The organism is Rhodococcus sp. KRD175 (genome assembly GCF_017168275.1).
Lineage (GTDB): Bacteria > Actinomycetota > Actinomycetes > Mycobacteriales > Mycobacteriaceae > Rhodococcoides > Rhodococcoides fascians.
Genome location: NZ_JABFAQ010000011.1, coordinates 224038 through 247642, shown reverse-complemented (window position 1 = coordinate 247642; position 23605 = coordinate 224038). Strand labels below are relative to the sequence as shown.

Genomic DNA, 23605 nt, shown 5'->3' with positions numbered 1-23605 from the left:
ATGCCGCATTCATCCGTTGGTGGGGATGGTGTGAACTTGGGGGATGGCGTGAACCAGGGAGAGACCCGACTCAGTTTGTTTGCGGGCGACTCTGGGCATTCGGCGTGAAGACGGAATCGAGCAGCAGGTTCCCCACGCAATGAATACCAGGTTCGGAGACGACCCCATCGTGAGTGATCAGTACACCTTCACCAATCCCGTCACGCAGTACCGCCAGGACGGATTCCCTGAGCAGCACCAGGATCCGCCCGGTCTCGCTGCCGATCTACAACCCCTGGCCGACCACGGCGAGCAGACGTACCGCGGGTCCGGACGGCTGACCGGCCGTAAGGCCCTGATCACCGGTGCCGACTCCGGCATCGGCCGTGCGGCCGCCATCGCCATTGCCCGCGAGGGTGCCGACGTAGTTCTCAACTACCTGCCGTCGGAGGAGAAGGACGCTCAGGACGTCGCCCGGCTGGTTCGCGACGCCGGTCGCACCGCCGTCCTGGCACCGGCAGACCTCACCGATGAGAAAGCTGCCCGCGCCCTCGTGCATACCGCCGTCGACGAGCTCGGCGGCCTGGACCTGTTGATCAACGTTGCAGGCAAGCAGCAGTTCGTCGAGGATCTGGCGGATCTCACGTCGGAGCAGTTCGACCAGACCTTCAAAACCAATGTGTACGCACTGTTCTGGATCATTCAGGAAGCGGTGCCGCACATGCCTGCCGGCTCGACGATCGTGAACACCAGCTCCATCCAGGCGTACACCCCCTCGCCCGGACTGGTGGATTACGCGACGACGAAGATGGCCATCAACACCATCAGCAAGGCTCTCGCGCAGCAGTTGGCACCGAAGGGGATTCGGGTCAATGTCGTTGCACCGGGCCCATTCTGGACTCCACTGCAGGCCGCGGGCGGGCAGCCGACGTCGGCACTGCCGGAATTCGGCAAGGAAACCCCACTGGGCCGGGCCGGTCAGCCGGCCGAGATCGCCGGCGCGTACGTGTACCTGTCCTCAGCGGAATCGGGATACGTCACCGGCGACACCCTCAACGTCAACGGCGGAATGCCGACGCCGTAGTCGCCTTCGCGCTCTGCGTGAATGGACCATTCACACCCGTCTGGGCTCGTGAATGGTCCATTCACGCGTTCGGGAGACGTCAGTCCTTCGGGCCACCGGCTGCGTAGACGACCTGACCCGAGATGAAGCCGGCACCCTCGCTGACGAAGAACGACGCCAGGTGGGCGATATCGTCGGGATGTCCGACGCGATTGACCGGGATCTGCGACGCCGCAGCAGCTTTGAAGTCGTCGAACGACATTCCGACCCGCTCGGCGGTGGCTGCCGTCATCTCTGTTTCGATGAATCCGGGGGCGATGGCGTTGGCGGTGACGCCGAACTTGCCGAGCTCGATGGCGAGAGTCTTGGTGAATCCCTGCATGCCGGCCTTGGCCGCGGAGTAGTTTGCCTGGCCGCGATTGCCCAGGGCCGAGGTGCTCGACAGGTTGACGATGCGGCCCCACTTGGCGTCGATCATGTGCTTCTGCACTGCACGCGTCATCAGGAACGAGCCGCGCAGGTGTACGCCGAGCACGGAATCCCAGTCCTGCACCGTCATCTTGAACAGGAGGTTGTCGCGGGTGATGCCAGCGTTGTTGATCAGTACGGTCGGTGCACCGAACTCGCTCGCGATGCGGTCGACTGCAGTCTGCACCGACTCCTCGTCGGCCACGTTCGCGCCGATGGCCACGGCCTGCCCGCCTGCGGACTCGATCGCACCGACGGTGTCGCTGCATGCGGCCTCGTCGAGGTCGACCACCGCGACGCCGAAACCGTCCTTGGCCAGTCGCTTGGCCACTGCTGCACCGATGCCCCGGGCACTACCGGTAACGATGGCCGTCTTGATCTGATCGCTCACGAATATCTCCTGACACAACGCCGAATCGAATTATCTGTCATCTGTTTCTACCAACCCCGGCGGCGCAGTCAGTACGCAGCCACCGCTCCGTCGAGTGCTTTCTGCATTCCCCCTGCCACCACCCGGGTGATGTCGATCGGTTTCTGGGGCAGATCGGTGATGGGCGTATCGAAGTAGACGCTCGCCTGCTTCACTTTCGCCGAGCCGGGGCCGTAACTCAGTCCGATGCAGATCAACGTCGGCTCGACGCCGAGTTTGCGGGCCCGCATCGCGATGTGGCCGATTCCGCTGCCGACGTGTTGCACCGTCGTCGGGTCCTCGAGGTTGCAGGTGCCTTCCGGGAACACCGCGAGGTCGTCGCCGCGCTTCATTCTTTCGGCACTGATGTCCATCATGCGGTTGCCTGCCGCGCTGACTGCCCGCATCCCGTGATTCTTGCCGCGAAAGACGGGAATGCCGCCCATCATGTCGATTCGCTTGCGCTGCTTGGGGTCCTGGAACAATTCGTCCTTCGCGAGCACTCTGGTGCGCCCGATCACCGGACGCAGCGGCGACGCCCAGGCCGCCGCTGCGAGGGTGTAGGGATCACTCTCGGTGAGGTGATTGACCGCGATGAGCAGACGCGTGTTGTCGTACACCAGACGCCGCAGCTCCTCCTGGGCACCGTCGGAGTACGACACCCGCGGGCGGAAGCGTCGGGCGAGGGCGGCGTACGCCAGCCTCGCAACCTGACGATTCTGCTGATGACGCAGATAGAAGTCGTACACCGTCTCGTCGTTCTCGAGAATTACCGCAGGCCGATCCATGACGCGAGCTTAGCCTCACTCGCGCGAGGAGCCCATAGCCCGGATGCCGACGATCAACCCGACCGCCGCGGTGGCTACGGCTGCGACGACACCTGCCGTCACCGTCGAACTCGCGAAGTCTCCGGCGAACAGTGCACGTTCGGCGTCGACGAGATATCCGAGCGGGTTGATGTTCACCAGGAACTGCATCCACACCGGTGCGGCCGTCAGCGGCAACATCGTGCCCGAGAGGATCAGCAGCGGGAACATCAACGTCTGCTGAATGGACCAGAACACCCAATCCTGTCCGCGCACAGCCAAAGCCAACGCGTAGGACAGCGCGCCGAGCCCGACGCCGAACACCCCGAGCAGCACGATTCCCACAGCGGCACCGATCGGATTCACGGACAACCCCAGCGGCAATGCGACCAGAACGATCAACACGGCCTGCGCAGCGAGCGGCACCATTTCCTTGAACGCCCGCCCGACGAGCAGGGCAGATCGCGGCAACGGGGTCACCAACATTCGCTCGTGAGAACCCTGCTGCAACTCGGCCAGCAGATTGGAGCCCGTCATGGAAGTGCCGAAGATGGTGATCATCGCGAGAACACCCGGCACGAACCAGTCCCAGACACTTCCGTCGCCGAGACCGGGGACATCGGTGAGCAGTGGGCCGAACAGAGCGAGCAGGATCAGCGGTTGGACGAGACTGAAGATGACGGTGAACGGATCGCGCACCATCGGCCGCAATTCCCGACCCATCACCAGAGTGCTTCCGGAGAGAACGTTCATCGGAGTTCTCCTGCCACGCTCGCGTTGTCGAGGGCTGCGGCACTTTCCCGAAGACTACGGCCGGTCAGTCCGAGGAACACGTCGTCGAGAGTCGGTCGGGTCATGTCCGCAGTATGGACGCGGATACCGTGTAACTCGCTCCGCCGCACCACTTCCGGGAGAACGACTTCGGCGCGTCCGACACGCAGGTTCAGCCGCGAACCGGATCTCGTGACGTCTCTGATGCCGTCGATGCCGGCGAGAAGCGGAAGGAGCGCCGACGCGTCGGACACGGTGAGAACGATCAGATCGCCTGCCAGTTCCGATTTCAGCGACGCGGCGGTGTCGTCGGCGATGACGGTTCCGCGGTCGACGACGATGACCCGCTCGGCCATCGAATCGGCCTCGTCGAGGTAGTGGGTGGTCAGAACGATGGTCGTGCCCATCTCGCGTCGTAGCCGGAGGATGTGACCCCACAGGTTGGCCCGACTCTGCGGGTCCATTCCGGTGGTCGGCTCGTCGAGGAACAACAGTGCCGGTCGGTGCACCAGCCCCAGGGCGATATCGAGTCGGCGACGCTGTCCGCCGGAGAGCGTCGAGACGGTGCGCGAGCGCAGTTCGCCGAGCTCGAGTGCGTCGATCAATTCGTCTGCGCGAGTTCGTGATCGCTGACGAGTCATGCCGTAGCACAGGCCTTGCACGACGAGTTCGTCACGCACGCGCTGGTTGTGTCCCGCGCCGTTTCCCTGCCCCACATAGCCGAGACTGCGCCGGACACTGTCCCGGTCCCTGCCCACGTCGAACCCCGCGATCCGGGCCGAACCCGACGTCGGTGCCAGCAGCGTGGTGAGCATTCGCAGCGTGGTCGACTTGCCTGCACCGTTGGGGCCGAGGAGAGCGACCAGTTCTCCCTCACCGATCGTCAGATCGATGCCGCGCACCGCCTCCACGGTCTTCTTGCCCTGCCGAAAAGTCTTGGTCAATCCCGATGTTTCGATCATCTCGTGCGCCCCTCGTCGTATCGGTGAATCCGTACGAGAGGAGACGCTAGAAACGATCGCGGTCAGCTACGGTCCGCGATGCTCGGCGCGAGCGAACTAGCCGAACACCGGGAACTTGCGCTTGCTGGCGAGCTCGTCCATGCCGGCCTGAATACTGGCGCGGACCTCGTCGTATTTCGCGTCGACGTAGGCCTCGTCGTCACAGCGCGACGGATCGTGGTCGAGCTCGACCGGAGGCATGAACCGGGTTCGGATCTTGGCCGGCAACGGAATCTGCGGCAGCGCGGCAGGCGCGATGATCCACGGCAGCGAGATGGCGATGGGAAAGACCTTCAGGCGCGCAAACCTGTCCAGTCCGAGCGCTTTTGCGAGCTTGTCGCCTCGAATGAGCACCGGCATGGCGTCGGCCCCGCCCACGGTCGCCACCGGCACGATGGGCACACCCATCCGGATCGCAAGCTTGACGAAACCGGTACGACCACCCAGTGTCGCCTCGTCACGCTTGCTCCACGGACGCAGCGAATCGACCTCACCACCGGGCCACACGATCACGTCTCGGCCCTCGGCCAATGCGGTCGACATCGAGTCCGGAGCCGCCGGCAACACACCCATGGATCGAAAGACCTTGCCGATCAACGGAAATGCCATCAGCGCGTCGTGCGCAGTGCCGTGCAGGATTCGCTTGTCGCCGAAATGCCGCCACCACTGCGCACCCACCGTCCACGCGTCCCACACGAACGGCGCACCCGAATGCACTCCGACGACCAGAACCGGCGACTCGGGAATCGTCTCCCAACCGTCGATCTCCATCCGGAAGTAGCGATCCATCACCCCGTTCCAGAGCTTCTGCTGACGGTCCATCGCCACGGTGTTCTGATCGTCGAGATCCCAATTTCCTGCACGGTCGGCGACCACGGACCCGAGGCCCCCCGACGCCTTCTCGCGTCGCTCCTTCATCTTCAGCCGAGCCGCTGCGGCATAGCGCTGCGCTTGCTCGCGTAGAGCGTCCTTCGAAGGCTTGTCGGAGCTGTCCCCACCCACTACGTGATCCCCATCACTCATACCCGCACGGTACTCCACCACGAACTCCAGGTCCGACGACCGTGCTCGGTATCCCCGCGCGGGCACCGAGCTGTCCGTTATGGTCGAATCTCCAGCCGAGTGAACGAGGTACACAGATGGATCCGATCGAACCGGCGTACGGGACGACTCCCCTACTCCTGATCGCCGCAGCAGCCGTCGCAGTTCTGCTGTTCCTGATCATGAAGGTGAAACTGCACGCCTTCGTCTCGCTGGTTCTGGTCAGCGCCGTCACCGCCGTCGCAGCGGGCATTCCACTGGCAGACGTGCCGTCGGCATTGCTCTCGGGCTTCAGTTCCACCCTCGGTTCGGTCGCTCTACTCGTCGCCCTGGGTGTGATGGTCGGCAGACTGCTCGAAATCACCGGTGGCGCTCAAGTATTGGCCGATACCCTGATCAACCGATTCGGAGCCAAGCGCGCACCGCTCGCCCTCGGTGTCGCCGCGCTGATCTTCGGCTTCCCCATCTTCTTCGACGCCGGACTCGTCGTCTTCCTACCGATCATCTTCACAGTCGCCAAGCGCTTCGGCGGGTCGGTGCTGCTGTACGCGCTGCCGACCGCAGGCGCGTTCGCCGCGATGCACGCCATCGTTCCCCCGCACCCCGGCCCCGTCGCCGCCACGGAACTCCTCGGCGGAGATATCGGTTCGGTGCTTCTCGTCGGAGTTCCCGTCGCCGTCGTCTCCTGGTTCGTCGGCTCCTACCTCGTCGGTACCCAGCTCGGCAAACGATTCGTCACCGCGCCTGCCGACCTCTTCGCAGCCGGGTCGCAGAACTCCGAAGAACACGACAAGGAGATGGCCGCACTCCGCGACCCCGCCCCCAAGTTCGCTGCGGTGCTGCTCATCCTGCTGACGCCGTTGGTCCTCATCTCGCTCAACACCGTCGTCAACACGCTGACCACCTCGGGTGTGCTGACCGGAGACGAAACCTGGGCAGCGGCCCTGACTCTCATCGGTCAGACGCCCATCGCGCTGCTCATCACCTTGCTGCTGGCTCTGTTCATCCTCGCGCCGGGACGCTTCCCCGTCGCCGACGGTGCCAAGTACATGGATCAGGCCCTCGGGCCGATCTGCTCGATCATCCTGATCACCGGTGCCGGCGGCATGTTCGGCGGAGTACTTCGGGCCAGTGGCATCGGCCAGTCTCTGACCGCCTCGTTGTCCGATCTCGGACTGCCGATCCTGTTGCAGGCCTTCCTGATCGCCACCGCGCTACGCGTGGCGCAGGGTTCGGCCACCGTCGCCTTGACCACCACCGCCGGGCTGATCTCGGTCCAGGTCGCCGAGCTCGATCTGAGCAATTTCAAGATCGCGCTGTTGGTGTTCGCACTGGCTGCCGGAGCCACCGTGCTCTCCCACGTCAACGACTCCGGCTTCTGGCTCGTCAGCCGCTTCTTCGGCATGGACGAGAAAACCACCCTCAAGACCTGGACGGTCATGGAAACGACACTGGGACTGGCGATATTCGCCCTCGCATCACTGCTGTGGGTGGTGTTCTAGCGCTTCATCCAAGCCGCCGTCACTGCACCGGAACGAGGATTCTCCACGCCCCCAGTGCGAGTGCGCCGACGGTGACGACGAGAAACAGTCCGACCCAGACGATGCCGGGCAGGAAGGTGAGCCGAGCCAGTTGATCGGCGTCGGAGTCCCGCGCCCGTCCGGCACTTCGGGATTTCTGCAGTTCGAGAACGGGGCGCGGACCGGCGATCAGCAGGAAGAACGTGATGAAGTACGCCGCAGCGACCTGCTGTTCCCCGGTACCCCACCAGGATACGACGAACAGCAGCCCACCGACGGTGACGAGAGACAGCAGTCCGTAGATATTACGAATCATCAACAGCATCAACGTAATCGAGATGATGCCGATCCACAACACCGCCGACGCCCGCTGTGTACCCAGCACCAGAGCGGCTCCGAGTCCGAGAAGCGACGGCCCGACGTAGCCCGCGAAAGTCATGGCGATGACCCCGAGACCGGTGGGCTTGCCCTTGGAGATCGCGACGCCGGACGTATCCGAATGCAGCCGAAGACCCATCAACTGACGCCCGGTGATCAACGCGACGAACAGGTGCGCACCCTCGTGCGCGATGGTCACCACATTGCGTGCAATCCGCCAGGTCTGCGGCAACACGACGATGACGAGCGCCGCCAGGGCAGCCACTTGGACGATCCACACGGGTGGATCAGGACTCACCGCGGAAATGCGGTCCCAGAATTCGTTCACACCACACCCTATGTGAGCGGAACTTCGTAGCAGACTACGAAGTTCCGCTCACATGGGTCACCTCAGGACGCGCGCGCCTCGGCCTTGGCGCGTTCGCGGGCCAGCGAGCGATCTCGCATCTCCTCGAACTTGGTGGCCTGGCGCTCGAGGTCTTCGAGGAACGCGGCGAGTTCTTCACGCTTGTTCTCACCGCGTGCGGTGAAGTCGTTGCGCTCGAACACTTGCCACTTGCGCAGCACGGGCCAGACGACGTCTTCGAGGTGCTGACGCAGGTCGTAGATGCCGTGCTTGGCCATCAACACACCGTTGCGGCGGAAGTTCGGCATGCCGGCACCGGGCATGACGAAGTTCGTCACGATGTCGGAGACGGCCTGCAACGTCTGATCCGGCGAGATGTCCATCGCTGCGCCGGTGATATTGCGGTAGAAGATCATGTGCAGGTTCTCGTCGGCGGCGATGCGCTGGAGCATGCGGTCGGCGATCGGGTCGTCACAGACCTTGCCGGTGTTGCGGTGCGAGACACGGGTCGCGAGTTCCTGGAACGTCACGTACGCCACCGAGTGCAACAGACCGACCCCTGCGCCGGCGGGCGACGCGTAGCCGTTGGTCATGTGGATCATGCGGGCTTCTTCGAGGGCGACGGGATCGACGCCTCGGGTGACGACGAGGTAGTCGCGCATGACGATGCCGTGACGGTTCTCTTCGGCAGTCCAGCGGCCGACCCACGTTCCCCAGGCACCGTCCCGGGAGAAGTTCTCGGCGATCTCACGGTGGTAGGACGGCAGATTGTCCTCGGTGAGCAGGTTGGTGATCATCGCGGCCTGCGCGACGTCGGAGAGCTTGGACTGCCCCGGGTCGTAGTCCGTACCGCCGAGGGCGGCGAAGTTACGGCCTTCGTCCCACGGCACGTAGTCGTGGGGATGCCATTCGCGCGCCATCGAAATGTGACGGTTCACGTTGTCCTCGGCAGTGGGCACCAGCTCCTGCAGAAGCTCGAGCTGTGTCAGATCCCTGGCCATTCGACATGCCTCCTCGCATTGACGTCAGCTCACGAGCCTAGGTCGATACGGGCGACTATCACGAAGCCTCGCCGAAACTCTGTTACAGGTAGCAACCGATCTTCGAGACCGGTCGTGCTCTGTCACAGCATCACGAATGAGCCGCTTCCATCCCGGGGAGGCTCGGCGAACGGAATACCCATCCGCGAAGGGCGAGGAATCGAGCGGCACCGACCAGACCGCTGACGGCGATCACAGCCAGAACTTGCACGTACGTGGCGGCGGCGGGAACGAGGAGGTGGACTGCGGCCAACGCGGCGGTACTCAGACCCAGCCCGATCAGTGCGAGTCCTCCCGCTTCCCACTGGGTCTGGAACCAGCCGACGCGGTCGGCGGCGTGGAAGGTGTGGCGACGGTGCAACTCATTGGCGAGAACGGTGCTCGCCGACGCTCCCGCCAGATTGGCGGGGAAAGACCCGAACGACGCGAGAGCGACGAACAGCAGTGCATAGACGCCGTTGCTCGATACCCCGACGATCACGAAACGAGCGAACTGGGCCGGCACAGTCTCACCGAACAGGCGCGCCCTGCAGTCGGGCTCCGTAGGCGCTGACAGTGCTGTGCTCACGAGGTCTCCAGTTGTAGAACCGGAAGCGTCGACCGACGCTTCGAATCGATACAACTCCGCGTCTGCGCGAATCGGTGCCAGAGGTGACCGAGGTCTCAGACCTTCGAGGAACTTTCTTCCCGTTCACGCTTCTTGCGACCGAGGTCGATGTTCAGCTTGTCGGGCTTGATCGACGCGACGAACAACACCGCGACGAGCACGACCACGACCACGATGGTGATGACTACCACCACGATGCCGAAAATTGCCAAAATACCGTTCATGTCCTGCCTCCCGTGTCAGGCAATACGGTACTTGTCGTAGACGGGCCGGTCCACGCCCGCCCCTACAGCCCGTTTCCCGGCCGTCAGCTGACCAACCGTTCGACCGCGCGCATCGGCAGAGAGAGCCAGGTCGGTCGATTGCGCGCTTCGTACAGAACCTCGTAGACCGCTTTGTCCAGTTCGTATGCGCGCAGCAGATCGGCTTCGTCGCGTGGATCGTGGCCGGCCACCGATGCGTACCCATCGAAGAAGGCCGTGATGCTCCGCGCAGCCCACTGCTCGGCGCGTTCCCGTCTAGCCGGGTCCTCCGGCAGGTCGACGAGGAGGTGGTTGGCGGCATAGTCGAACGACCGCAGCATTCCCGCGACGTCGCGCAAAGCACTGTCCATTTGTCTGCGCTCGTCCAGCGTCTTGGCCGGCTCTCCCTCGAAATCGATGAGCAGCCACCGTTCGGGGGTCCCCAATACCTGCCCTAGATGCAGATCGCCGTGAATGCGTTGGACGGTGGTACTGCTCGACGCCTCTGCCCGTGAGATCAGGGCCGTCGCGGCGGGGATGTACTGGGCGATCTCCGGAACCACTCGCGCTACTCCGGAGATGCGCTCGAGGATCTCTTCGACGGCCGTTGATTCCACGGAACGTTCGGCGGTACCCATAACCGAAGCGAGGTCGTGGTGTACCTGCGCGACGGCAGCGCCGAGTCGATACGCGTGGGGAGCGAAATCGGCGGACAAATCCTCGATCGGTGTGTCGGGGGAATCGAACACCTCGCGCACGCTGGCCAGCGCAGTGGTCCATCCCTCGGCAGAATTCGCGGCGAAGTCCTGGATCATCCCCAGCGTGGTCGTCTCACCGCCGACCTGGGCTTCGAGCCACCCTCGCAGCGGTGCCACGTTGACGCTGCCGGCCTCGGCCAGCGCACGGTGCAACTCGACGTCCGGACTGATTCCGGGCGGTACCTGACGAAACAGCTTGAGCAGCAGCAGATCACCGAGGATCACCGACGTGTTGGACTGCTCAGCACCCAGAACCCGACCGCGCATGCCCTGCGGCACGCTCGAACCGCCGACGACCTTGAATTCGATACTGCCCGTGGGGTTCTCATCGGAGAACGCGTCACCGTACAGGGCGATGATCTCCGGATCACGTAACCCGTCGAACACTGCCACCTCACCGGGCACCGGCAACAGCCACGGGCGTAGTTCCTCGGGTACCTCGGTGCGGAAACCGAGGGGCACCTGATAGGTCTGGGTCACCGACGTGCCGTCTTGGACGAGGTCCACCTCGACCAGCAGGTGCTCGGCGGCGAAATGCGGCTCGTCGTGCAGTACGTCCCGAGCGACGATCCGCACGGCACCCACCGTCGAACCCTTTGCGCCGAACCATCGTTGACCTGGCAACCACGACACCAGTGCGTCCTCGAGCAAGTGTCGAACAGCGTGTGCCGCGCTCGAGCTGGAACCGACCATGAGTATCTCTCGCCGCCTTCGGGGAGTTGCAGAGCGTGTGACCGTACCGTGTCCGAACCTACCCACTCGGGGCCGCCGTCACACCCCGGCGGCAAAGACACCCGAACGTTATGCAGGTCGTACGCCGGTGCATCGACATGCTCGTACAGTGGGGACATGTCCGCTCCACTGACCGCCCACATCGACGTGCATCGTGCCGGTGATCGACTGAAAACCCGTGTGTCCTGGCTCGACTCGAAGCACTCGTTCTCTTTCGGTCAGCACTACGACCCCGAGAACACCCACCACGGCCTGTTGTTGGTGAACAACGACGACATCGTCACCGCCGGGCAGGGATTCGAGACGCATCCGCACCGCGACACGGAAATCATCACGTGGGTGGTGCAGGGCTCTCTGGTGCATCAGGATTCGATCGGGCACTCCGGCATCATCTATCCCGGACTGGCGCAACGGATGAGTGCGGGCAAAGGCATCATGCACTCGGAGAAGAACGACTCCTGGAGTATCGACGGCAATCGGCACACCGAACCCGTCCGCTTCGTACAGATGTGGGTGATGCCCGACAGCCCCGGCACCGCACCGGGCTACGAGCAACTCGAGATCGACGACGAACTGCTGCGCGGCGGACTCGTCACCGTCGCGTCGGGAATGAACCGACACCGTGGTCAGGCGGCCATCGGCATCGGCCAGAAATCGGCCGCGTTGCACGCTGCGCGACTGACACCGGATTCGACCGTGACCGTTCCCGACGCACCGTTCGTGCACGTGTTCGTGGTCCGCGGCACCGTCTCGATGGAGGGTGTCGGAGAACTGTACGAGGGTGACGCGGTACGCATGAGTTCCACTGGCGGACAGCGAATTACAGCCTCGGAACCAGCCGAGATCCTGATCTGGGAGATGCACTCGCGACTGGGCGGCTGACAGGAACGCTCGATGACAAGTTGATCACGGGGGCACGTGGCGTCTGCGCGCACGACTGAGATCTGCATACACTCCGAGCGTTCACGATCGCCGATCTCGGAGGTATCAGACGTGTCGAATGACTATCCCCCGCCCGGAAACTACCCTTCACCCGGCGAGTACCCCCAGCAGGGTGGATATCAGCAGGGTGGATACGAGCAACAGCCGGTAGCGCCGAAGAACACCATCGGCACAGTGGCTCTGGTTCTCGCGATTCTCGGCGTGTTGTTCTCCTGGACCATCGTCGGCGGCATTGTTCTCGGCCTGATCGCGATCGTCCTCGGCTTCATCGGTCGGTCGAGGTACAAGAAGCGCGTCGCCACCAACGGCACCGTGTCTCTCATCGCGATCATTCTCGGTTTCGTGGCGGCGGCTTTGTCGATCGTTCTCGTCGTCGTCGGCGTCGGCCTGTTCAACGCAGTCGGTGGACAGGACTTCACCGACTGCATGACCAACGCAGGCAGCGATACTGCAGCGCAACAACAATGCGCCGACGAATTCCAGCAGAACGTCGAGAACCAGTACGGCGACTCGACACCGAACTGAGTCGCGGCCGATTCACTCAGCCGCGGACGTCCCGTCGACGCAGCGCGGTGCTTCCGGCACCGCCTGCGGCGGCGGCGATGGCGACGAGCCACAGCGAGGGCATTACCGAGAATTCTCCACCCGGCAGCTTGGGCAGGTGGGTGAACGGCGAGATGTCCTGTGACCACTGGGGCAGCCCGACCACCGCCCCGATCTGCCCCAGGGCAACGAAGCCGCCGAGGACCGCCCACAGGACGGTCGCGAATCGAGGGACAGCGCCGAACAATGCCACGCCGATGGCCGTCACCACCCACACGGCCGGGAGCTGAGCCAGAGCGCCGACCACGGCGGACGGCAGTTCGCGCGACATGTCGCCGGTTGCCGACCCGTACGTCAGCCCGATGGTGAGGCCGACGACCAGCAGTAGCCACACCGGGCCGAGGACGGCGAAGAGCAGATACCCCGCCGCCCACCGACGGCGCGAGATGCCGGCGGCCAGCACGATCTCGGCCAGACCCGACTCTTCCTCGCTGTGCAGACGTAGCACGGCCGACGCGGAATAGGCCGCCACCATGATGCCGACCATGCTCAGCACGACGGCGATGAACGACTGTTCGATCGTGGTGCCGCCGAACTTGCCCAGTGCGTCGCTGATGGCGGCGCTGCTGCCGAGTTGATCACCGATGCCGTCCGTGGACGACCCGATCGCGATACCGAACAGGGCGAGGCCGACGGTCCAGACGACGGTGGTTCCGCGGGACAGTCGCCACGCGAGGGCGACGGGACCGGACAGTGACGGAACGGCAGCCACCCGGCCGCGGCGTTCGGCCCGCAGACCACTGCCGAGATCGCGTCGATTCGCTGCCACGAACGCTGCGGCGACCAACGCCGTAGCGGTCGCCAGCGACAGCAACAGCGGCCACCACCGTTCGTCGGCGAACGGTCGCACCTGCGCCGACCACCCGATCGGCGAGAACCACGACAGGGTTCCCGAACCGATGTCGCCGATCGCTCTGAGAACGAACGCTGCGGCCAACACGCCGAGGGCATAGCCGCGAGCCGCGCGAGCCCCGGACGCCACCTGTGCTGCCAGCCCCGCGCAGCCGACGAACACCGCACCGGCGACGACGATCGAGGCACCGAACGCGACGCTCCCGGCCACCGGCAGACCGAACGCCCACAGCGAGACGAACGTCAGCATTCCCGTCGCCATCACACCGCCGCCCGCAAGCAGCACGGCCGCTGTCAACCCTGCAAATCTGCCCACTGCAGTCGACCCGACCAGCTCGACACGACCCGCGTCCTCCTCACCGCGGGTATGCCGAACGACAGTGAGGATCGCCGCCAACGGAACGAGGGTCAGCATCAGTCCGGCGCGCCACGACACCAGGGCACCGAGGTCGCTACCGAAGATCGGCCCCACGAGAGCCGCTTGCGCCGGCACTGCCTCGGTGCCGAGATAGAACGCTCGACGGTCTGCCGCCGTCGGATACAGCCCCTCGAAGCTGACCGCGTACAGCAGCGGGAGCGCTCCGAGCAGAACGACCCAGATCGGCAACACGAGTCGGTCGCGGCGTAGATACAACCGCAGCAAGGCCGCCGTTCCGCTCAGGCTGTTCATGCGTAGTACCTCAGGAACAGCTCTTCGAGAGTCGGCGCGGAGCTGATCATGCTCTGCACGCCTGCGTCGGCCAGGACGTGCATCACCGCAGCGAGCGCCTCGTTCTCCACCGTGCAGGTAATCGTGGACCCGTCCACGGTCACCCCACTGACCCCGGTGAGCCTGTCGAGATCGCCGGGTACTCGATCCACAGTGATAATCATCGTCGTGCGGGTGAGGTGCCGCATCGACGCCAGGGTCCCGGTGTCCACCGTGCGCCCGTCCCGGACGATGGTGACCGAACTGCACAACGCATCCACCTCGGACAGGATGTGCGAGGACAGCAGCACCGTGACTCCGCGTCGCGCAGCATCTTTCACGCATTCGGCGAACTGCTGCTCCATCAGGGGATCGAGACCGGAAGTGGGCTCGTCGAGGAGCAGCAGCTCCACGTTCGATGCCAGGGCCGAGATCAGAGCGACCTTCTGGCGATTGCCCTTCGAATAGGTGCGACTCCGCTTTCCTGGGTCGAGGGAGAACCGTTCGATCAGCTCGGCCCGGCGGCCGGAATCGATACCGCCGCGCATCCTGGCGAGCAGATCGATCACCTCCCCGCCGGTCAACGACGGCCACAGCGTCACATCTCCGGGAACGTAGGCCAGCCGTCGATGCAGTGCGACGCCGTCGGCCCACGGATCACCGCCGAGCAACCGGACCGTCCCCGACGTCGCGCGCACGAGACCGAGCAGGACGCGGATCGTGGTCGATTTACCCGACCCGTTGGGGCCGAGAAAGCCGTGCACATCACCGGTCTCGACGTGCAGGTTCAGGCCGTCGAGGGCCCGGACCGAACCGAACGTCTTCACCAGATCGTCGACTGCGATGGCGTCGGTCATTGCTCGGCCTCCAGATAGGTGTCCAAGATTCGAGAATCGGTGAACAATCCATCGGTGTACAGCTCGAGTGCCGGCAGCATGACCTCGTCGCCGAGCGCGCTCAGAGCCGCACGGAAATCCACGTCCGGGCCGGCCATCTGCACGTACAACAGCAGACCGCCCACGTTCTGGCGCGTCAGGAACCGGGCGCGCGCCGCGGGGTCGCGGCTGGGTGTGAATCGGCCGTCGCGCACTCCGTCGTCGAGGTACCGGACCGCGTCGTCGACCATGTGCTCGAACAACTCTCGGGCCAGCGCTCCGCCCGAGGAGAAGCTCCGCACGATGTAGGCGACGAGCGGTGCGTACTCGTCGATGCGAGCAAGCTGTTCCATCACCCCGGTAGGACCGGCCGAGGCGGCCTTCGATTCGCGGATCGTGCGCAGGACGTACTCGTCGCACGCCGCGCGAAGTCCGTCCTTGGACCCGAAGTGGTGGTTGAGCAGCCCGGGTGAGACGCCGGCGGCGCCGGCGATGGACCGCACACCGGCGGTGAAACCCTGCACGCCGAAGACGTCGATCGCGGTGTCGCGGATCCGCGCGCGAGTGGTCAGATCCTCCGATGCTGAACGCATGTACAGCACATTAAACACCCGTTCAATCGAGCGCAAGAGTGTAAAGATGGATACATGACTTCAGTAGTGAACTCGGGCATCGATCTCAGCTACCAGGACGAGAACACACGCGCGCAGGACGACCTCTTCGTGCACGTCAACGGCAAATGGCTGGAGGACTACAGCATTCCCGCCGACCGCGCCGTCGACGGTGCGTTCCGGACGTTGTACGACCGCGCCGAGGTCGATGTACAGACCATCATCGAAGAATCGGCGGCCGCGAATCCGCCCGCCGGTAGCGACGCACAGAAGATCGGCGACCTGTTCTCGAGCTTCATGGACGCCGACCGGGCCGAACAGCTCGGCACCACCCCGATCGCCGACGAGCTCGCCGCCGTTGCCGATGCGACCGACTTGGTCACGCTCGCAGGCGTTCTCGGCTCTCTGCAACGCACCGGAGTCGGCGGCGGTATCGCTCACTACGTCGACACCGACGCCAAGCGATCCGACCGCTACCTGGTGCACTTCAGCCAGTCCGGAATCGGCTTGCCCGACGAGTCGTACTACCGCCAGGACGAGTACGCCGACATCCGCGCGAGCTACATCGCGCACATCGCGAAGATGTTCGCGCTCAGCGGCGTCGAGTACGACGCGCAGACGGTGTTCGATCTCGAGCACAAGATCGCCGCGGGCCACTGGGACGTCGTCGCCCGGCGCGACGCCGAGAAGAGCTACAACCTCGTCCAGTTCGACACTCTGGTGCAGAACGAGCCCGGATTCAATTGGACCGCATGGATTTCCGGCCTCGGCGGCACCACCGAACAGTTCGCCGAGATCGTCGTGCGCCAGCCACCGTTCGTCAACACGTTCGTGTCCCTGTGGACGTCGGAGGACATCGAGACGTGGAAGGCGTGGCTCGCGTGGCGCGTCGTCCATGCCCGGGCTCCGTTCCTGACCAGCGCACTCGTCGACGAGAACTTCGCGTTCTACGGAACGACGCTGACCGGAACCGAGGAGAACCGCGAGCGCTGGAAGCGCGGCGTCTCGCTCGTACAGGACGTCCTCGGCGAGGCCGTCGGCAAGCTCTACGTCGAACGCCACTTCCCGGCGGACTCGAAGGCACGCATGCAGGTGCTCGTCGACAACCTCACCGAGGCCTACCGCCGCAACATCTCCGAGCTCGAATGGATGAGCCCGGAGACGCGCCGCAAAGCCTTGGACAAGCTGGACAAGTTCACCCCCAAGATCGGCTACCCCGACCGCTGGCGCGACTACTCGAGCGTCGACATCACCGCCGACGATCTGCTCGGCAACTACCGCCGCGGCTACGAAGCCGACTATCAGCGTGATCTCGACAAGCTCGGCGGACCGGTCGATCGCGACGAATGGTTCATGACGCCGCAGACCGTCAACGCCTACTACAACCCCGGGATGAACGAAATCGTCTTTCCCGCAGCCATTCTGCAGCCGCCGTTCTTCGACGCCGAGGCCGACGACGCAGCCAACTACGGCGGAATCGGAGCCGTCATCGGGCACGAGATCGGGCACGGATTCGACGACCAGGGTGCCAAATACGACGGCGACGGCAACATGGTGGATTGGTGGACCGACAGCGACCGCACCGAATTCGGCAAGCGCACCACAGCCCTGATCGAGCAGTACAACGAATTTGAGCCGAAGGCACTGCCCGGCCACAAGGTCAACGGCGAATTCACCATCGGAGAGAACATCGGCGATCTGGGTGGCCTGTCCATCGCCGTCGCCGCCTACGAGATCTCGCTCGAGGGCAAGGACGCACCGGTGCTCGACGGCCTGACCGGGTTGCAGCGCGTGTTCTTCGGCTGGTCGCAGGTATGGCGCACCAAGGCACGAGACGCCGAAGCGATCCGTCGTCTCGCCGTCGATCCGCACTCGCCGCCGGAGTTCCGGTGCAACGGAGTCGTGCGCAATCTGGACAGTTTTCACGAAGCGTTCGACGTTCAGCCCGGTGATGCGCTGTACTTGGACCCGGGGAAGCGCGTCAAGATCTGGTAGCACGTGAGTGGAACTTCGTAGTCTGCTACGAGAAACCACTCACATAGGGCGGGACAACGGGGAGGACAGTCGGATGAGGGAATTCGTACGGTGGATCGCGGCACACGGGGTCATCAGGTTCGGAGCCAAGCGTGCTGCGGCCGCCGGTGACCGGCAGGCCATGCTGGTCGCCGATCCCGCGACGCGGGCAAATCCGACGCCGGTGTACGAGGAACTTCGGGCGACGGCACCGCTGGTGAAGACTCGGATCTCCAACATCACCGTGCATCACCGGGTGGCGTTCGCGCTGCTGCGCTCCGACGATTTTCGGGTCACCCAGCTGGGCGGCACGCTGCCGGCACCGCTGAAGTGGGTGGAACGCCACACCCGCTCCGGTGCCCTGCATCCGATCCTTCCGCCGTCCCTGCTGTCGGTCGAGCCGCCCGATCACACCCGCTACCGCAAGCTGGTGTCCTCGGTCTTCACCGCCCGGGCGGTCGCGCAGATGCGAGATCAGGTGCAGGAAACCGCGGACGCGCTACTCGACGAATTGTCCGACGGCAGCCCTGTCGTCGACATCGTCGACCGATACTGCGCTCGCCTTCCCGTCGCAGTCATCGGCCGCATCCTCGGCGTTCCGGAGAAGGACAATCAGCGCGTCCTCGAATTCGGCGAAATGGCGGCACCCAGCCTCGACATCGGTATCTCGTGGAGCCAGTTCAAGCAGGTGGAGCGTGGCCTCATCGGTTTCGACGCGTGGCTCTCGCAGCACATCGCCGAACTTCGCCGCAACCCCGGCGACGACCTGATGAGCCAACTGATCGCCGCCGAGGACGAGGGCATCGGCCTGAACGACGAAGAGCTCAGGGCCACAGCAGGATTGGTATTGGCGGCCGGGTTCGAGACAACCGTCAATCTGCTCGGCAGCGGCATCCAACTTTTGCTCGATCATCCGGATCAACTGGCTGTGCTGCAACAGGATCCATCGCACTGGCCCACCGCGATCGACGAGATGTTGCGGATGGAATCTCCGGTTCAGCTGACGGCTCGGGCCGCCAAGCACGACGTGGTCGTGGAGGGTGTGCCGATCACGAAGGACTCACTGGTCGTCCTCGTGCTGGCCGGTGCCAACCGCGATCCGCTGGTGTTCGAGGACCCCGACCGGTTCGACGTCACGCGCGACAACGCGGGTAAGCACCTGTCGTTCTCCGGCGGACGCCACTACTGCCTGGGCGCGGCGCTGGCCAAAGCAGAGTCGGAGGTGGGTCTGAAGACGTTGTTCGACAGGTTCCCCCACCTACGGTCTGCAGGCGAAGGAACCCGTCGCGACACGCGCGTATTGCACGGGTGGGCAACACTTCCGGTGGATCTGGGCGAACCCGTCAGGACAACCGCAGTCCGGTAGCGGAGTCGAAGAAGAACAGTTCGTCGAGCACCGGCTTCAACCGGACGGTCTCGGCGAGGGCGACCGACAGCTTGCGATCCACCCTCACCGAGATACGTCCCGAGGGCGTCGTCCACTGACCGTCGACGTTGGGTGCCGAGGCGTACACGAACGACTCCGCACCCAATTCCTCGATCAATTCGACGGTGAGTCGGAGTCCACCCGCATGTTCGCCGACGAGCTCCCACGATTCCGGCCGAACCCCGACGACGACGCGTTGGCCCGCCGACGACGGAACGGGGATCCGAATGTCTCCGAGGACCGCAGCGCCCTCGTGCACGGGAGCGTCGACGAGGTTCATGCCGGGAGATCCGATGAACCCGGCGACGAAGGTGTTGACGGGGTTGTCGTACAGCTCCCGCGGTGCGTCGATCTGCTGTAACTTGCCGTCCCGCAACACCGCAACCCGGTCACCCATCGTCATCGCCTCGACCTGATCATGGGTGACGTACACGGTGGTGGTTCCCAATCGCTTCTGCAGTCCGGCGATCTGGGCCCTCGTCGACACTCGCAATTTGGCGTCGAGGTTGGACAGCGGCTCGTCCATGCAGAACACCTTGGGTTGACGAACGATTGCTCGCCCCATGGCCACTCGCTGCCGCTGCCCACCGGAGAGCTTGCCGGGCTTGCGACCCAGCAGTGGCTCGAGTTCGAGCATCCTCGCCGCGTCCAATACGCGAGCCGCTGTGTCGGCCTTGCTCATTCCCGCGTTTCGCAGTGCGAAGCCCATGTTGTCGCCGACGGTCATGTTGGGGTACAGCGCGTAGTTCTGGAACACCATCGCGACGTCCCTCGCCCGTGGGGCGAGCGAGGTGACGTCCACTCCGCCGATGTCGATGTGGCCGCTCTCGACGGATTCGAGGCCGGCCAACATCCGCAGACTTGTCGACTTTCCACATCCGGACGGTCCCACCAGCACGATGAACTCGCCGTCCGCTATGTCGAGTTCGAGCGTGTCGACAGCGAGAGAGTCCGCGCCCGGGTACCTGTGCGAGACACCCGCATAGTGAACGGTCGCCATTACTTCGGCAGCTTCGGGGTGATCTGACGGTCGATGATCTGCTGCAATTGATCCGAGACGGACGCGAATGTCGTTGCGACGTCGGCATTCTGCAGAGCGATCTGCTCGAGACCGCTACCGATGATCTTGTCGCCGCCGGGCACGAACACGCGGGCAGCGTCCTGGGATCGGGTACGCGCCAACTGGTCGACGGCTGTCTTCGCGTTCGGGTTGGCCTCGAGGAACGCGATTTCCGACGGGTCCTGCTGCGCCGACTTGCGGACCGGCATGTACCCGGTGTTCTGCGAGAAGTACGCAGTGTTGGCACCGTTGGTCACGAAATCGATGAACTTGAGCGCGTTCACCTTGCGCTCGTCGGAGATCTTGGCCGGGATGGCCAGACCCGCGCCGCCGGTGGGGCATCCGGGCGCACCGTCGGTGGCCGGCAGGAAGGCCGTACCGAAATCGAACGCGGCACCCTTGGTGATGGTGGACAGGTCTCCGGTGGAGGCGATCGTGGAGGCGAGGATGCCCGCGGCGAAGTCGTTGGCAATGTCGTTGGAGACCGCCGCGTACTTCTTGGTGTGGATCATGTCCTGCAGGAACTTGCCTGCCGCAATGGTATTGGGATCGTCGAACTTAAGCTCGAACTGATCGGAGTACGATCCGCCGAACGTCCAGATCGGTCCCTCGAACGTCCACCCGAGATAGTCGACGGCGTTGCCCCAGCCATGGGCGAGCTTGCCGTTTCCGACGACGGCCTGGATGCGCGGGCCCCACTCGTCGAATTCCTGCCACGTGGCCGGTCCGCGATCGGGCAGGCCGGCTGCCGACCAGACGGCCTTGTTGTAGTAGAACAGCGGAGTCGAGCGCGCGTACGGCAGAGCCCAGTGGCTACCGTTCCAGTTGTAATCGGCAAGAAGCGAATCCACGTAATCGGACTGGTCGACCCCGGCCGCAGAGAAATGCTTGTCGAGGGGCTCGATCGCACCGGTGAGTGCGTAGTTGAACCACCAGACATCCGAGAGTACGACGACGTCGGGCACATCGTTGCCCGAGAGCGCCGCGTTGAACTTCTGCGACACCTCCTCGTAGTTCTTGCCGCCGTCGATGAGATTGACCGTCAGTCCGGGGTTCTGCGCCTGGAACCGCGAGATCAGCTCCTTCTCGAATTCCTGGGACTTGCCCGGGTGGTTCGACCAGAAGTTGATGGTGTTCGCATCGCCTTCGACGCCGCCGCCGCCGGACGAGCCCGATCCGGGACCGCTGCACGCCGCGAGGGCTGCGGCGGCCGCAGCCGCACCGGTGAGCGTGAGGAAGCCACGCCGATTGATGATGTGTGCCATGGTGTTCGACTCCTGATAGTGAGGTGGATCAGCCCTTGACCGCACCGGAGGTGAGGCCCTTGATCATGTGGCGCTGCAGGACGAGGAAGACGAGAAGAATCGGCAGAATGGTGAGCACTGTCGCGGCCATGACCGCTCCCCAGTTGGTGTAGCCCTCGCTGTTCTGCAGCAGCGTCAGGCCGACCGGTAGCGGAGCAACCGACGAGTCGTCGGACATCAGGAACGGCCAGAGGTATTCGTTCCATTCGGTGACGATGGTGATGATCGCGAACGCCACCATCGTCGGACCCGACAGCGGCAGGATGACGCGGAACATCAACCGCACCGGACCCGCACCGTCCATGCGCGCGGCCTCGATGATCTCCGGTGGCAGCGACAGGAAGTGGTTACGCATCAGGAAGGTACCGAATGCAACGCCTGCCAGCGGAATGATGATGCCCTGAAACGAGTTTCGCCAACCGAGCTCGGAGATGAGCGAGTAGTTGGAGATGACGGTGATCTGATTGGGCACCATCAGTGCGGCAATGATGACGAGGAAGACGATGTTCTTGCCCGGAAAGCGCAGAAAGACCAGGCCGTACGCACTGAGCACACCGAGGACGAACTTGATCGACGCGACCGCCGTGGTGATGACGATCGAGTTGCGCAGATACGTGAAGAACGGCACCTCCGTCGTCGCCTCGTCGTAGTTCTGGGGGTGAAAAGTGCTGGGCCACCACGTGACCGGTTGAACGTAGATGTCGGGTCGGTCCTTGAACGAGGTGACCAGAATCCAGAACAGCGGTAGGCCGATCATCAGCAGGACGGCAACCATGGCCGCGTAGCCGAGGACATTCGCGCTGCGACGCGTGCGCTGCGGGTCCCGACCGAGCGAAGGCTTTTCCGGCACTGCAGCATCGGGCTTGCTCACCAAGGTCATCGCTGATCGTCCCGATCCATGATTCGTACCTGTACGAGAGTGACGATCAACAGCACGAGGAACAGGATGGTCGCGACGGTCGCCCCGTAGCCGGCCCGGAAGTTACGGAACGTTTCCTCGTAGACCTGGTAGACCATCGTGGTGGTTCCGGTGCCCAGTGGGCCACCGCGCGTCATGACGTTGATGATGTCGAAGACCTGAAGGGAGTTGAGCAACACCGTGATCGAGAGGAAGAACGTCGTCGGACGCAGTTGCGGTAGAAGCACTTTCCGGAACGTGGTCCAGCGGCCGGCCTGGTCGATCTCGGCCGCTTCCATCAATTCCTTGCGCACACCCTGCAGCGCCGCGAGATAGATGACGAAGGTGTAGCCCAGGTTCTTCCACAGGTAGGTGACGGTGATCATGACCATCGCCCATTTCGGATCCTGATAGAAATCCGGGACCGCACCGAGGCCGAATCTGCGCATCAGGTCCTGGACGAGTCCGAAGTTGGGATCGAAGACGAACTGGAATGCGATACCGATCGCGGCACCGGAGATCACGTAGGGCGCGAACACCGCGGAGCGAACGAAGTTGCGGCCCCGCAGTTTACGATCGAGCAGCAGCGCGAGAATCAGGCCGAGCACCAACGAGCCGACGACCGCGGCCACGGTGAACACGACGGTGTTGCCGACGATCTGCCACGTGTCGTCGCGGGAGGCCCACTCGCGGTAGTTCTCGAATCCGACGAACGTGGACGTGGGCGAGGACAGGTTCCAGTCGAAGAACGAGAACTGGAAGTTCTCCACCAACGGGCGGTACGTGAACACCGCCAACAGAACCAGGTTGGGGCCCACGAGAATCAGGAACAGTGCGTAATCGGTCCACGGCCGCGAGAAGAAGCTCTTCTTGCCTGCCGTGGGCAGCACTCGTTCGGTTGTCGCACTCACCGCGAGGACTGTGCTCAGTCGCGGCTAACGAATGGTGAACGCGGCCCCAACTGGTGCCGTCACGCAGACCAACCTATGTGAGTGGAACTTCGTAGCAGGGGTCGAAGTTCCACTCACATGCGGCGAAGCCGCTCTCATATGGAGGTCGGCCTGTCAACGACGGCATGGTGAAGCGGTGGCACGCACCGTCGTGTGTGCCACCGCTTCCTGTTGCCGGGATGGTGATCGATGCGAGTGGGAGGTGAGCGTGTCGTAGTGTTC

23 protein-coding genes are annotated in these 23605 nt (G+C 64.1%); 6 read left to right on the top strand and 17 right to left on the bottom strand.

The window, feature by feature from the left end; genetic code table 11:
- Positions 1-139: 139 nt before the first annotated feature.
- The gene (locus J1M81_RS17760) at positions 140-1063 is read left to right on the top strand and encodes an SDR family oxidoreductase (RefSeq protein WP_206498492.1); all 924 of its coding nucleotides are present in this window, start codon (positions 140-142) and stop codon (positions 1061-1063) included.
- A gap of 79 nt (positions 1064-1142) precedes the next feature.
- On the opposite strand, the gene J1M81_RS17755 is transcribed toward J1M81_RS17760, so the two are convergent.
- From J1M81_RS17755 to J1M81_RS17735, 5 genes are all read right to left on the bottom strand, one after another.
- Positions 1143-1901 carry an SDR family oxidoreductase gene (locus J1M81_RS17755; RefSeq protein ID WP_027495292.1) on the bottom strand — a complete coding sequence of 253 codons (759 nt, stop codon included), beginning with the start codon at positions 1899-1901 and terminating at the stop codon, positions 1143-1145.
- 68 nt (positions 1902-1969) lie between these two features.
- Positions 1970-2707 (bottom strand): 1-acyl-sn-glycerol-3-phosphate acyltransferase, encoded by a 738-nt coding sequence (locus tag J1M81_RS17750; RefSeq protein WP_206498491.1) that lies wholly within the window; start codon positions 2705-2707, stop codon positions 1970-1972.
- Positions 2708-2722: 15 nt separating this feature from the next.
- Positions 2723-3478 carry an ABC transporter permease gene (locus J1M81_RS17745; RefSeq protein WP_032401357.1) on the bottom strand — a complete coding sequence of 252 codons (756 nt, stop codon included), beginning with the start codon at positions 3476-3478 and terminating at the stop codon, positions 2723-2725.
- A complete protein-coding gene (locus J1M81_RS17740; protein WP_032374758.1) occupies positions 3475-4458 on the bottom strand; it encodes an ATP-binding cassette domain-containing protein in 984 nt (327 codons plus the stop codon). The genes J1M81_RS17745 and J1M81_RS17740 overlap by 4 nt, the downstream gene beginning before the upstream one ends.
- Before the next feature lie 96 nt (positions 4459-4554).
- Entirely contained in the window at positions 4555-5520 is a 966-nt protein-coding gene (locus J1M81_RS17735; protein ID WP_094718981.1) for a lysophospholipid acyltransferase family protein, read from the bottom strand.
- Positions 5521-5636: 116 nt separating this feature from the next.
- Between J1M81_RS17735 and J1M81_RS17730 the strand changes: the two genes are divergently transcribed.
- A complete protein-coding gene (locus J1M81_RS17730; protein ID WP_032374757.1) occupies positions 5637-7040 on the top strand; it encodes a GntP family permease in 1404 nt (467 codons plus the stop codon).
- A 19-nt stretch (positions 7041-7059) separates the two neighbouring features.
- Here J1M81_RS17730 and J1M81_RS17725 read toward each other — a convergent pair whose 3' ends face one another.
- The 5 genes from J1M81_RS17725 to J1M81_RS17705 form a co-directional block, all read right to left on the bottom strand.
- Entirely contained in the window at positions 7060-7764 is a 705-nt protein-coding gene (locus J1M81_RS17725) for a M50 family metallopeptidase (protein ID WP_206498490.1), read from the bottom strand.
- Between the two features lie 62 nt (positions 7765-7826).
- Complete coding sequence (locus tag J1M81_RS17720; RefSeq protein ID WP_206498489.1) at positions 7827-8783, bottom strand: acyl-ACP desaturase; 957 nt, start codon at positions 8781-8783, stop codon at positions 7827-7829.
- Between the two features lie 130 nt (positions 8784-8913).
- Complete coding sequence (locus J1M81_RS17715) at positions 8914-9390, bottom strand: GtrA family protein (protein ID WP_045841001.1); 477 nt, start codon at positions 9388-9390, stop codon at positions 8914-8916.
- A 95-nt stretch (positions 9391-9485) separates the two neighbouring features.
- A complete protein-coding gene (locus tag J1M81_RS17710) occupies positions 9486-9653 on the bottom strand; it encodes a hypothetical protein (RefSeq protein ID WP_197077433.1) in 168 nt (55 codons plus the stop codon).
- A gap of 83 nt (positions 9654-9736) precedes the next feature.
- A complete protein-coding gene (locus J1M81_RS17705) occupies positions 9737-11122 on the bottom strand; it encodes a hypothetical protein (RefSeq protein ID WP_045841000.1) in 1386 nt (461 codons plus the stop codon).
- Between the two features lie 156 nt (positions 11123-11278).
- On the opposite strand from J1M81_RS17705, the gene J1M81_RS17700 reads away from it, so the two are divergent.
- Both J1M81_RS17700 and J1M81_RS17695 read left to right on the top strand, forming a co-directional pair.
- Positions 11279-12043, top strand: a complete 765-nt coding sequence (locus tag J1M81_RS17700; protein ID WP_032382365.1) for a pirin-like bicupin family protein — start codon at positions 11279-11281, stop codon at positions 12041-12043.
- A 111-nt stretch (positions 12044-12154) separates the two neighbouring features.
- On the top strand, positions 12155-12628 hold the full coding sequence (locus J1M81_RS17695; protein ID WP_228139326.1) for a DUF4190 domain-containing protein: 474 nt from the start codon (positions 12155-12157) through the stop codon (positions 12626-12628).
- Between the two features lie 16 nt (positions 12629-12644).
- Here J1M81_RS17695 and J1M81_RS17690 read toward each other — a convergent pair whose 3' ends face one another.
- From J1M81_RS17690 to J1M81_RS17680, 3 genes are read right to left on the bottom strand one after another with little or no spacing between them, the layout of a single operon-like run.
- On the bottom strand, positions 12645-14228 hold the full coding sequence (locus J1M81_RS17690) for an ABC transporter permease (RefSeq protein ID WP_241258206.1): 1584 nt from the start codon (positions 14226-14228) through the stop codon (positions 12645-12647).
- Positions 14225-15103, bottom strand: coding sequence for an ABC transporter ATP-binding protein (locus J1M81_RS17685; protein ID WP_032401356.1), 879 nt, complete (start codon positions 15101-15103; stop codon positions 14225-14227). The genes J1M81_RS17690 and J1M81_RS17685 overlap by 4 nt, the downstream gene beginning before the upstream one ends.
- A complete protein-coding gene (locus J1M81_RS17680; protein WP_032375045.1) occupies positions 15100-15714 on the bottom strand; it encodes a TetR/AcrR family transcriptional regulator in 615 nt (204 codons plus the stop codon). The genes J1M81_RS17685 and J1M81_RS17680 overlap by 4 nt, the downstream gene beginning before the upstream one ends.
- A gap of 54 nt (positions 15715-15768) precedes the next feature.
- Between J1M81_RS17680 and J1M81_RS17675 the strand changes: the two genes are divergently transcribed.
- Entirely contained in the window at positions 15769-17727 is a 1959-nt protein-coding gene (locus J1M81_RS17675; RefSeq protein ID WP_032374754.1) for a M13 family metallopeptidase, read from the top strand.
- Between the two features lie 73 nt (positions 17728-17800).
- Positions 17801-19111, top strand: coding sequence for a cytochrome P450 (locus J1M81_RS17670; protein ID WP_206498488.1), 1311 nt, complete (start codon positions 17801-17803; stop codon positions 19109-19111).
- Here the strand turns inward: J1M81_RS17670 and J1M81_RS17665 are convergent.
- From J1M81_RS17665 to J1M81_RS17650, 4 genes are read right to left on the bottom strand one after another with little or no spacing between them, the layout of a single operon-like run.
- The gene (locus J1M81_RS17665) at positions 19089-20171 is read right to left on the bottom strand and encodes an ABC transporter ATP-binding protein (RefSeq protein WP_206498487.1); all 1083 of its coding nucleotides are present in this window, start codon (positions 20169-20171) and stop codon (positions 19089-19091) included. The two genes, J1M81_RS17670 and J1M81_RS17665, sit on opposite strands and share 23 nt — an antisense overlap.
- Positions 20171-21496 (bottom strand): ABC transporter substrate-binding protein, encoded by a 1326-nt coding sequence (locus tag J1M81_RS17660; RefSeq protein ID WP_045840995.1) that lies wholly within the window; start codon positions 21494-21496, stop codon positions 20171-20173. Before J1M81_RS17660 ends, J1M81_RS17665 begins: the two co-directional genes overlap by 1 nt.
- Before the next feature lie 28 nt (positions 21497-21524).
- Positions 21525-22415 carry a carbohydrate ABC transporter permease gene (locus J1M81_RS17655; RefSeq protein WP_032374750.1) on the bottom strand — a complete coding sequence of 297 codons (891 nt, stop codon included), beginning with the start codon at positions 22413-22415 and terminating at the stop codon, positions 21525-21527.
- Positions 22412-23344: a carbohydrate ABC transporter permease gene (locus J1M81_RS17650; RefSeq protein ID WP_176457186.1), complete on the bottom strand. Its 933-nt coding sequence runs from the start codon at positions 23342-23344 to the stop codon at positions 22412-22414. Before J1M81_RS17650 ends, J1M81_RS17655 begins: the two co-directional genes overlap by 4 nt.
- Positions 23345-23605: the final 261 nt, after the last annotated feature.

Excerpts from the sequence above, each read along its gene's own strand:
- J1M81_RS17735 (WP_094718981.1), bottom strand. The coding sequence starts at position 5,520 with ATGAGTGATGGGGATCACGTAGTGGGTGGGGACAGCTCCGACAAGCCT.
- J1M81_RS17665 (WP_206498487.1), bottom strand. The coding sequence starts at position 20,171 with ATGGCGACCGTTCACTATGCGGGTGTCTCGCACAGGTACCCGGGCGCG.
- J1M81_RS17670 (WP_206498488.1), top strand. The coding sequence starts at position 17,801 with ATGAGGGAATTCGTACGGTGGATCGCGGCACACGGGGTCATCAGGTTC.
- J1M81_RS17730 (WP_032374757.1), top strand. The coding sequence starts at position 5,637 with ATGGATCCGATCGAACCGGCGTACGGGACGACTCCCCTACTCCTGATC.
- J1M81_RS17750 (WP_206498491.1), bottom strand. The coding sequence starts at position 2,707 with ATGGATCGGCCTGCGGTAATTCTCGAGAACGACGAGACGGTGTACGAC.
- J1M81_RS17745 (WP_032401357.1), bottom strand. The coding sequence starts at position 3,478 with ATGAACGTTCTCTCCGGAAGCACTCTGGTGATGGGTCGGGAATTGCGG.
- J1M81_RS17680 (WP_032375045.1), bottom strand. The coding sequence starts at position 15,714 with ATGCGTTCAGCATCGGAGGATCTGACCACTCGCGCGCGGATCCGCGAC.
- J1M81_RS17740 (WP_032374758.1), bottom strand. The coding sequence starts at position 4,458 with ATGATCGAAACATCGGGATTGACCAAGACTTTTCGGCAGGGCAAGAAG.
- J1M81_RS17690 (WP_241258206.1), bottom strand. The coding sequence starts at position 14,228 with ATGAACAGCCTGAGCGGAACGGCGGCCTTGCTGCGGTTGTATCTACGC.
- J1M81_RS17675 (WP_032374754.1), top strand. The coding sequence starts at position 15,769 with ATGACTTCAGTAGTGAACTCGGGCATCGATCTCAGCTACCAGGACGAG.
- J1M81_RS17685 (WP_032401356.1), bottom strand. The coding sequence starts at position 15,103 with ATGACCGACGCCATCGCAGTCGACGATCTGGTGAAGACGTTCGGTTCG.
- J1M81_RS17655 (WP_032374750.1), bottom strand. The coding sequence starts at position 22,415 with ATGACCTTGGTGAGCAAGCCCGATGCTGCAGTGCCGGAAAAGCCTTCG.
- J1M81_RS17705 (WP_045841000.1), bottom strand. The coding sequence starts at position 11,122 with ATGGTCGGTTCCAGCTCGAGCGCGGCACACGCTGTTCGACACTTGCTC.
- J1M81_RS17710 (WP_197077433.1), bottom strand. The coding sequence starts at position 9,653 with ATGAACGGTATTTTGGCAATTTTCGGCATCGTGGTGGTAGTCATCACC.
- J1M81_RS17700 (WP_032382365.1), top strand. The coding sequence starts at position 11,279 with ATGTCCGCTCCACTGACCGCCCACATCGACGTGCATCGTGCCGGTGAT.
- J1M81_RS17760 (WP_206498492.1), top strand. The coding sequence starts at position 140 with ATGAATACCAGGTTCGGAGACGACCCCATCGTGAGTGATCAGTACACC.
- J1M81_RS17660 (WP_045840995.1), bottom strand. The coding sequence starts at position 21,496 with ATGGCACACATCATCAATCGGCGTGGCTTCCTCACGCTCACCGGTGCG.
- J1M81_RS17720 (WP_206498489.1), bottom strand. The coding sequence starts at position 8,783 with ATGGCCAGGGATCTGACACAGCTCGAGCTTCTGCAGGAGCTGGTGCCC.